This window comes from Actinoplanes auranticolor (assembly GCF_018332655.1).
Taxonomy (GTDB): domain Bacteria; phylum Actinomycetota; class Actinomycetes; order Mycobacteriales; family Micromonosporaceae; genus Actinoplanes; species Actinoplanes auranticolor.
The window spans coordinates 76,351-85,124 of sequence record NZ_BOQL01000054.1; the positions used below are offsets into that span (position 1 = coordinate 76,351).

At 67.9% G+C, this 8,774-nt stretch carries 7 protein-coding genes; all 7 read left to right on the forward strand.

Going from position 1 to position 8,774, the window contains the following annotated elements:
- The first annotated feature begins 28 nt into the window (after nt 1–28).
- The 7 genes from rnpA (at nt 29) to Aau02nite_RS31980 (ending at nt 6,437) form a co-directional block, all read left to right on the forward strand.
- Complete coding sequence (gene rnpA, locus Aau02nite_RS31950; RefSeq protein WP_212992315.1) at nt 29–385, forward strand: ribonuclease P protein component; 357 nt, start codon at nt 29–31, stop codon at nt 383–385.
- Nucleotides 382–651 carry a membrane protein insertion efficiency factor YidD gene (gene yidD, locus Aau02nite_RS31955; RefSeq protein ID WP_212992316.1) on the forward strand — a complete coding sequence of 90 codons (270 nt, stop codon included), beginning with the start codon at nt 382–384 and terminating at the stop codon, nt 649–651. Before rnpA ends, yidD begins: the two co-directional genes overlap by 4 nt.
- A 1-nt stretch (nt 652) precedes the next feature.
- Complete coding sequence (gene yidC / locus Aau02nite_RS31960; protein ID WP_212992317.1) at nt 653–1,696, forward strand: membrane protein insertase YidC; 1,044 nt, start codon at nt 653–655, stop codon at nt 1,694–1,696.
- Between the two features lie 161 nt (nt 1,697–1,857).
- A complete protein-coding gene (locus Aau02nite_RS31965) occupies nt 1,858–2,433 on the forward strand; it encodes a Jag family protein (protein WP_212992318.1) in 576 nt (191 codons plus the stop codon).
- A gap of 6 nt (nt 2,434–2,439) precedes the next feature.
- Nucleotides 2,440–3,291 carry a 16S rRNA (guanine(527)-N(7))-methyltransferase RsmG gene (gene rsmG, locus Aau02nite_RS31970; RefSeq protein WP_212992319.1) on the forward strand — a complete coding sequence of 284 codons (852 nt, stop codon included), beginning with the start codon at nt 2,440–2,442 and terminating at the stop codon, nt 3,289–3,291.
- A 798-nt stretch (nt 3,292–4,089) separates the two neighbouring features.
- Nucleotides 4,090–5,355 (forward strand): ParA family protein, encoded by a 1,266-nt coding sequence (locus Aau02nite_RS47515; protein ID WP_281421076.1) that lies wholly within the window; start codon nt 4,090–4,092, stop codon nt 5,353–5,355.
- Complete coding sequence (locus tag Aau02nite_RS31980) at nt 5,352–6,437, forward strand: ParB/RepB/Spo0J family partition protein (RefSeq protein WP_212992320.1); 1,086 nt, start codon at nt 5,352–5,354, stop codon at nt 6,435–6,437. Before Aau02nite_RS47515 ends, Aau02nite_RS31980 begins: the two co-directional genes overlap by 4 nt.
- Nucleotides 6,438–8,774 lie beyond the last annotated feature (2,337 nt).

Consider the following 8,774-nt stretch of genomic DNA (forward strand, 5'->3'; position numbering starts at 1 on the left):
GCTGGTCCGGCCGGATGTCCAGGTAGTCGTGCTGGCCGCGGCGCAACGACTGAGGCGCAGCTCCGACTTCGCCGCAGCGGTTCGCGGTGGGCGCCGGGCCGGGCGCAGCACGGTGGTCGTCCACCTTCTTATCGATGAGCCGGCGCAAGCCTCCACGGCGCGCGCCGGCTTTGTCGTGTCCAAGTCCGTGGGCAACGCGGTGACCCGTAACAGGGTCCGCCGGCGCCTGCGGCACCTGGTCCGGCCCCGCCTCGCCGACCTTCCGGACGGCACGCTGCTGGTCGTCCGGGCTCTGCCCGCTTCGGCCTCGGCTTCCTTCGAGACGCTGGGCGCCGACCTCGATGCCGCCCTGACCGCGGCCCGCTCACCGCGGCGGCGCCGATGAGCACGCCACGCAGGCCGGTTGCCCGGGTGCTGACGGGGGGCATCGTCGCGTACCGTCGTTACCTGAGCCCGGCACTGCCGGCCCGCTGTCGGTTCTACCCCTCGTGCAGCGCGTACGCCCAGGAGGCCATCGCGGTGCACGGCGCTTCCCGAGGGACCGCCCTGGCGATCTGGCGGCTGTTGCGCTGCCACCCCTTCCACCCTGGCGGGTTCGATCCGGTGCCTGACCCGATCCGTCACCGTCCTGCTGATGTGACTGGAGCATGAATTGAGTCTCGACTGGATCTACATCGCGATCTCGTGGATCCTTCTTCGCTGGCATGACCTCTGGGACGCGATCGGTGTCCCGGACGGCAGGGTGCTGGGCACCAACTGGTCCTGGATCCTGTCGATCGTCTTCCTGGTCGTGACGCTGCGGGTGATCCTGTTCCCCGTCTTCGTCAAGCAGATCAAGTCCCAGCGCGCCATGCAGGCGCTGCAGCCCAAGGTCAAGCTGCTGCAGGAGAAGCACAAGGGCGACCGGGAGACGCTCCAGAAAGAAATGATGGAGCTGTACAAGGTCGAGAAGGCCAACCCGCTCATGGGCTGCCTCCCGATGTTCCTGCAGATCCCCGTCTTCCTGGGCCTGTTCCACGTGCTGCGCCGGCTCAACCCGGACAACGGCCAGCCCACCCTGTACGGCTGGACCGCCGAGCAGTTCCGTGAGGCCACCCACTCGGCGCTGTTCACCGCGCCCCTGCCGGCCCAGTTCGGCTCCTCCGCGGAGGACCTCACCCGGCTCGGCGCGACCAACGGCACCGTGGTCAAGATCATCGCTGCCGTCCTGGTCCTCATCATGATGGCGACGACGTACCTCACCAGCCGCCAGATGATCCTCAAGACCGGCTGGGCCGAGGACCCGCAGCAGAAGATGATCCAGCGCCTGATGCTGTACGGCATCCCGCTGTCGCTGCTCGTCTCCGGCGCGCTGTTCCCGATCGGCGTGGTCATCTACTGGGTCACGAACAACCTCTTCAGCCTCGGCCAGCAGCAGTGGGTGCTCCGTAAGTTCCCGCCGCCGCCGATGGCCAACGGCAAGACCCCGTCGTCGTCCGCCCGCCCGGGCGGCGCGACCAGCGCGAAGTCCGGCGCCAAGGGCCCACAGAGCCCGGTGCAGAGTGGCCGTACCGGTGGCCTGTTCGGCCGCAAGCCGGCCGCCCAGCCGGAGCCGACGATCCCGGTCATCGACACCAAGGCCCTCGCGCCCAAGCCCGGCGCCAAGCCGGTGAACCCCAAGAAGGGCGCGCGACCCGCGAACAAACCACAGGGATGACGCAGCTGCGGCCCGGGCCTCGCCCGGGCCGCGCGCGGCCCTGCCGGGGCGGCGACAAAGACCTCCTCGCGCCGGCGCCGACCTGATCGTTCCCAGGCGGCACCGGTGCGGGAAACAGCGGACCGAGCAGGTCCGGCCCGAGTGAGTACGGAGATGAGACCGTGACCGACACCAGCACTCCCAGCGCAGAGCAGTCCACCGAGGAGACCGCTTCCGCCACTGCCGCGGAGTCCGCCGGTACCGAGGAGCCCAAGAAGTCGGAGACCGTCACCTCGGACTCCGACCTGTTCCGGCAGAGCGAGATCGCTGCCGACTACGTGGAGGGCCTGCTCGACATCCTCGACTACGACGGTGACATCGACGAGCTCGTGTCGGCGGGCCGGCCGATGGTCGAGGTCGTCGGTGGCCGGCTGCAGCCGCTCGTGGGCCAGCGCGGCGCGACGCTGGAGGCTCTGCAGGAGCTCACCCGCCTGGCGATCTTCCGGGCCACCGGCTCGCCGAGCCGGCTGCTGCTAGACATCGGCGGCTACCGGGCGACCCGGCGCAAGGAACTGACGGCGGTCGCCCGCAACGCGGTCGAAAAGGTCAAGGAGCACGGCGATCCCGTACGCCTGGAGCCGATGTCCGCCTTCGAGCGCAAGTGCGTGCACGACGTGGTCAACGCGATCTCCGGCGTGCAGAGCGAGTCGGAGGGCGTCGAGCCCAGCCGTCGCATCGTGGTTCGACCGGCTGACTGAGCTGAGATGACCGACCCCCGCTCCGGCGCGGGTGACGACGGCCCGGGCGCTGTGGTGCCCGGGCCGTCGTCGTCCGCCCCTTTGTCCCCTTCCGCTTCTTCCGAGGTCCCGCTTTCTCCTGAGGTCCCGCCTGCTTTTGTGGCGGCGGCCGAGCAGACCTTCGGTGACCGGCTCGATCTGGCTACGCGGTATGCGGAGTTGCTCATCACCGACGGCGTGGTCCGAGGTCTGATCGGGCCGCGCGAGGCCCCGCGGGTCTGGGAGCGACACCTGATCAACTGTGCCGTTATGTCCGAGATGATCCCGTTAGGTGCTTCAGTGACCGACGTCGGGTCTGGTGCTGGTTTGCCCGGTATCGTGCTGGCAGTGGCTAGGCCAGATCTCACGATTACGCTGGTCGAGCCGCTGGCACGACGAACCGCTTTCCTGTCCGAAGCGGTGACCGCACTCGGCCTCGACACGACCGTCACAGTCGTCCGGGGCCGCGCTGAGGACGTCGCCGGTGGGCCCCCCGCCGCCGCCGACGTCGTCACCGCACGCGCGGTCGCGCCACTGGACCGGCTCGCCGGTTGGTGCCTGCCCCTCGCCGCCGTGGGCGGTCGGCTGCTGGCGCTCAAGGGCGCCGCGGCCGCGGAAGAGGTGGCAGAACACCACGAGGCGATCACCCGGCTCGGTGGTGGCGACCCGGTCGTCCGGCTCTGTGGAGCCGGGTTGATCGATCCGCCGACCACGGTCGTCGAGATCGTGCGGGAGCGGGCCGTCGTGGCACCAAGGCCGAGGCCGTCCGGAAGGGCGGCCGACCCGGGCCGCTCCGCCGGTGGGCGCGGCTCCGGGAAAAGGAGATCGCGGAGGGGATAGATGGCCAGGCGGGGCGTGCGGAAACGAACGGGAAAGGTCCCACGACCCCAGCGAGGCCCGGATGCGGGTCGGCCTGGTGCTGAGCTGGAGCGGTCGTCTGTTTCTCGGGGTGGGTCGGGTTCGGGGGCTGGATCGCCGGGGGATGATTCCTCTGGTTGTGGCTCGGGCTCCGGTGTCGGCCCTCGTCCCCAGAGCGATCTCTCCCCCGGTAGTGCTTCCGGCGGTGCTGCTTCTGTGGGTGCTGCTTCTGGGGGTTCGCCCTCTGCGGGGACCGCTTCTCCTGGTTCCGCTCTTCCTGGTTCCGCTTCTCCTGGTCCGACCTCTTCGGGCCAAACCGCGGGTCCCGCCGACGAGGCCGAGCGCGGTCAGACCGAGCCCAGTTCGACGTGGGCCAGTGGGTCTGAATCGGGACCAACGGAGTCGCAGCCTGGCGGACGGGCTGGGGATGAGCCACACGTGGGGCCGTCGGTGGACTACGTGCGCTCGCTTGGGGGACCGCAGTCCGAGGCCGGACGCGGTGTAATAGCGGCGTCCGGACTGGGCGAGAATGGTGCTGGGTCCGCCGATGACCGGGTCGAGATGCGGTTGGTGCCCGGATTCATGGTCTTCGAGGCGCCGGACGGGTTGTTGGCATCAACTCATCAGGCGGACAACCGTGGCGACGCTCGCCCGGCGGCCGTAGGCTGGCCGCGCGTCGATAGTGTGGACCGGACGGTGGGCGCGCCAGACGCCCCGCCGCTTCCTGCCGGACCGCACGCTCGCGGTGCCGACCCAATCCAAGCAGGCAGGGACAAAACGGTGCATGAGTATGGCAGGGGCCCGGATGGTGCCCCAGGCTGGGACCGTGTTTCACGTGAAACCGATCCACACGCCGGCTCGGATCGAAGCGGAAGCTTGAGTGTGAGCTTCGACAGTGGGGAGCAAGGCGTGCCGCAACCACGCGCAGGGAACGGCGGTCAGGTGTACGGCACCCCGGTGACCGAGCCTGAGGTCAGTGCGTCCGAGCCTCGGCGATCTGCTCCGGCACCACGGTCGGAGTCTGCGGTTGCGCCGGTCTCGGGCTCTGCGGCCGTACCCTCGTCGGCTCCTGTCTCGGCGGCGCTGGCCGCACCTGCGGCCGTGGCGACGCAGCCGTCCGCGGAAGGCGCGGCGGCAGACGAGCATGTTTCACGTGAAACGCCGGACCGGGATGAGGACGATCCGCCCCTTGCCATGGAAGCGTTGCGAGCTGTGCAGATCCTCAACCCGAGCGGCGAGATCCACATGCCGCGCCCCGACCATCCACGGGTGCTCTGCGTCGCGAACCAGAAGGGCGGCGTCGGCAAGACGACCACGACGGTGAACCTTGCGGTGGCGCTCGCCCTGCACGGCAACCGCGTCCTGGTGGTCGATCTCGACCCGCAGGGCAACGCCTCGACCGGTCTGAACGTCCCCCACCACGCGGGCGTGCCCGACGTCTATGACTGCCTGATCGACAACGTGCCGCTGGCGGAGGTGGCGCAGGCGGTTGAGGGCATCCCGAACCTGTTCTGTGTCCCGGCCACGATCGACCTGGCCGGCGCCGAGATCGAGCTCGTCTCGGTAGTGGCCCGCGAGTCACGGCTGCAGCGCGCGATCGCCGGGCACCCGGAGAAGTTCGACTACGTCTTCATCGACTGCCCGCCGTCGCTCGGCCTGCTGACGGTCAACGCTCTCTGCGCGGCGCAGGAAGTGCTCATCCCCATCCAGTGCGAGTACTACGCGCTCGAGGGCCTGAACCAGCTGATCAACAACATCAACCTGGTGCGCCAGCACCTCAACCCGACGCTCGACGTCTCCACCATCCTGCTCACCATGTACGACCGCCGCACGCGCCTGGCGGACGCCGTGGAGCAGGACGTGCGGAACCACTTCGGCTCGAAGGTGCTCGACGCCGTGATTCCGCGCAACGTCCGCGTGTCGGAGGCTCCGAGCTACGGCCAGTCCGTGATGACCTACGATCCGGGTTCGCGGGGCGCCACGAGCTACTTCGAGGCCGCTCTGGAGATCGCGATGCGCGGGGTCAACACGGGAGGCGCGGCATGAAGAACCGTCCACGGGGCGGCCTGGGGCGTGGCCTCGGCGCACTGATCCCCACCGCTCCCCCGGCGGCCGGTGGCACGACCACGACCGAGGAGCCGCCGCCTCCTCCCCCGCCGTCCGCCGTACCGGATCCAGCGCCGGCGCCGATCGCCGAGGCGACGGCACCGCCGCAGTTCACCGCGCCCGCGTCCGCGGCCGCGCCGGTGGCGGAGGTTGAGGACAACGGTGGTCCGGCTGAGGACACCAGTGGTCTCGCTCCGGTGCCCGGTGCCCGCTTCGCGGAGCTGCCGGTCACCGCGATCGAGCCGAACGCGAAGCAGCCGCGCCACGTCTTCGACGAGGAGGCGCTCGAGGAACTGAAGACCTCCATCCAGGAGGTCGGCTTCCTGCAGCCGATCGTGGTACGGGACGTCGGCGGCGGCCGGTACGAGCTGGTCATGGGTGAACGGCGCTGGCGTGCCGCACAGGCCGTCGGCAAGGAGACGATCCCGGCGATCATCCGGGACACTCGCGACGACGCGATGCTGCGGGATGCTCTGCTGGAGAACATCCACCGAGCGAACCTGAACCCACTCGAAGAAGCGGCCGCGTACCAGCAGCTGCTCGAGGAGTTCGGTGCCACGCACGAGGAGCTGGCTCGGCGGATCGGTCGGAGCCGGCCGCAGATATCGAACACCATAAGGCTGCTGAACCTGCCGGCACCGGTGCAGCGACGCGTCGCAGCCGGGGTGCTGTCCGCGGGACATGCCCGGGCGTTGCTCGGGTTGGAGGACTCGGACGCGCAGGAGCAGTTGGCGCTTCGGATTGTGGCGGAGGGGTTGTCGGTCCGCGCGACTGAGGAACTGGTGTCGCTGGCGATCGCCGACGGGCCGGCGAAGAAGTCGGCACCGACGCGGCGGGCCAAGGTCCACGCGCCGGCGCTGAACGATCTGGCCGACCGGCTGTCGGACCGGTTCGATACTCGGGTGAAGGTCGACATCGGCCGGAACAAGGGCAAGATCACGATCGAGTTCGCGACGGTCGACGACCTGGAGCGGATCGTGGGGATGATCGGTGTGGAAGAGGAAGGCGCCGAGTCCGACTGATCGATTACCGCCGACGGCCGGTTGGCGGTGTTGGGTTCTGGAATGCAAGGCACGTGATTTTGGCGGATCACGTGCCTTCTTCATGTCCGGGTGTTGTTGGCTATTTGCTGGTGTCGTGTCGTCACTCGGGGTTAGTTCGGAGCGGGTTTCGGCGGTGCGATCGGTTCTGTCAGAGCCATTCTCCTGAGGTTTCTGGCGGCGGTGGATCTACGAGATGGGCGAAATCTGACTTCCAATTCGCCCTGTTTTGCGACAGGCACGGTTGAGGCAGGGTGCATCGGAGACGGGACGCGAAGATCGGTCGCGTTTGTTGGCGGTTCAGTCATGGATCGGAAGCGCCTTAGCTCGATGGCGTCTTGGACGAGTGGCTGTGTGCGGGGTATCCCAGTGAGTGTCAGCCTCCTCCATCCGAGGAACTGGATTTCGAGTTGGCCCACCAAGGAGAGCGCTCGAAGCCGGGAGGTGCCCAACCTCTACGAGGCGCGGCAAAGGCTGAGGCGGCTCTCTGGGACTGCGCGGATGGCAGGTCTGGCTCACAAGTCTTCGTCATGGGTACAGAGTTGGTGCTTCCTTGATGCCGCGCGGCGCGCCCTCGGCTACGCGATCGAGAGTCAGGAGGCCAGCGACTCTGTTCGACGGGAGACTCATGTCGGGACAGGGCCTTTGTCTTGGTGCTGGCTTCGACTGGATGTTGCGTCATAGCGGCGGATCAGCTCAGGGGCTCCGCATTGTGCGTACCTGGATGGCCGTCACGTCTTTAGGTGTTGCTGAGACCTGGCTGCGGATAGTCGCCTGCCTGAATCGCACTACACGGCTGTTGTTGAATCTATGAGCGGCGGCGAGTGGCACTCGTACTCAGGGATGGCCGGCAATCGCTACTACGGTTCAGACGGAGGCGCACCGACGAGCCCGTGCGGGTCTTTACGGTGCCAGGGTGCTCAGGCAGAGGTGGGCTGTCGTCGCGGGCCGCTCTGGGTGCAGCGACCTTCTCGATGAACAGCGAGGATGCGATCTGCTGCCCCATGCCCGCCGCAGCGTAGGTGCTCGTTCGAAAGTTGACCATGGTGTCAGCCATGCTCTTGACGTTCGGCCGACCTGACCATTGTGAGCAGATCCTGTGTGCGCTGGCGACCTTGCAGCTGCCGGACGTAGGTCGTTCTCCTGCTACCCGATCCGTGTCCTCTTCAGATCTCGGTGGCCTCATCGGCTGGCGTTTCACGTGGAACGGCCTCGTGCTTCGGCTCCGGATAGTTGTGGAGCACAGACTGATGTCGAGACGCAGCCGTGGGCTCCCAGGGCGCACTATGCCGGCCAGCAAGACGCGGCGTTGGATCGCTCCGGCAAAGATGTTGAACGCAGACGTTAGCGAGTAGGGGCTCATGGCGAGTTTGCCGGACGGCATCTGCAGCTGCGTCATATTTTGGAACGGCGGGGGGGGTGCTCTCGGCTATGGAGCATCGGAGGTCGGCTCCTGATACTGCACAGCTGTGCTTCGTCGTCTGTTGGACGGCCGCAACCATCGCCGGCTTTGGCAAACGATCGACCCCCACCACGCCGGTATCGGTCTGACGTGAACCGCGGCCTCCCGGGGTGAAGGGGTTCAGCGCCTGGGGACGCAAGAGCCAGCGGAGTCGTGGTGCTGGGGAGCTGGGAGCCGGAGTTCATCCCGCAGCTGGGTGGCGACTCTTCGGGGCTTCGGAGGGCAACTCCGGGCAGAATCCTTGGGACTGCTTGCGGGGTCGTCTGAGTGGTTTCTGCTGAGCCCATTCCGCAAGAGCGACTCCGGCTCATCGTTGGACGGGGTAGCGCGGTGGCGTTCCGGTTTCACGTGAAACGACTCGCGATGTTGCCTTTCCGTTCGCCATAGGCGGCGGCTCCAGTCTCAGCCGATCGTCGTGGGCGGGTTGTGGGCCCGAGGGACGGAAGCTTGAAGGTGCCGCCGCGTCGTGCTGATCACTGAGCGCGACAACCGGCGAGCCGAGCTAGCCCTTCCCCGGCACCGCCCCCCGACGGCATCCATCAGTCCGACGATATGCCGGAGGCACTCCGCCGACCTCCGGACCCGGCTGAAGCCGCGGCTGATCCACTGCCCGCCATCGCGCGAGACGCCGAGGATCCGGCCGAGCCCGGCATCGGTTACGTTCCCTATCCTGTCGCGAGGATGAAGCTTGCCGAGTCGCGCGAGCGGCCGACAAGCCACGCAGGATGCCTGAGCCGTGGAGCGGCAGCGCGCTCAAGGACTAACTGACCATTACAACGTGGCTCGGAAAGATGGCCGGAAGGTTCCACGTGAAACAGGGCGCTGTCACAATCTTCGGAGCCGGGAGCCGGGAGCCG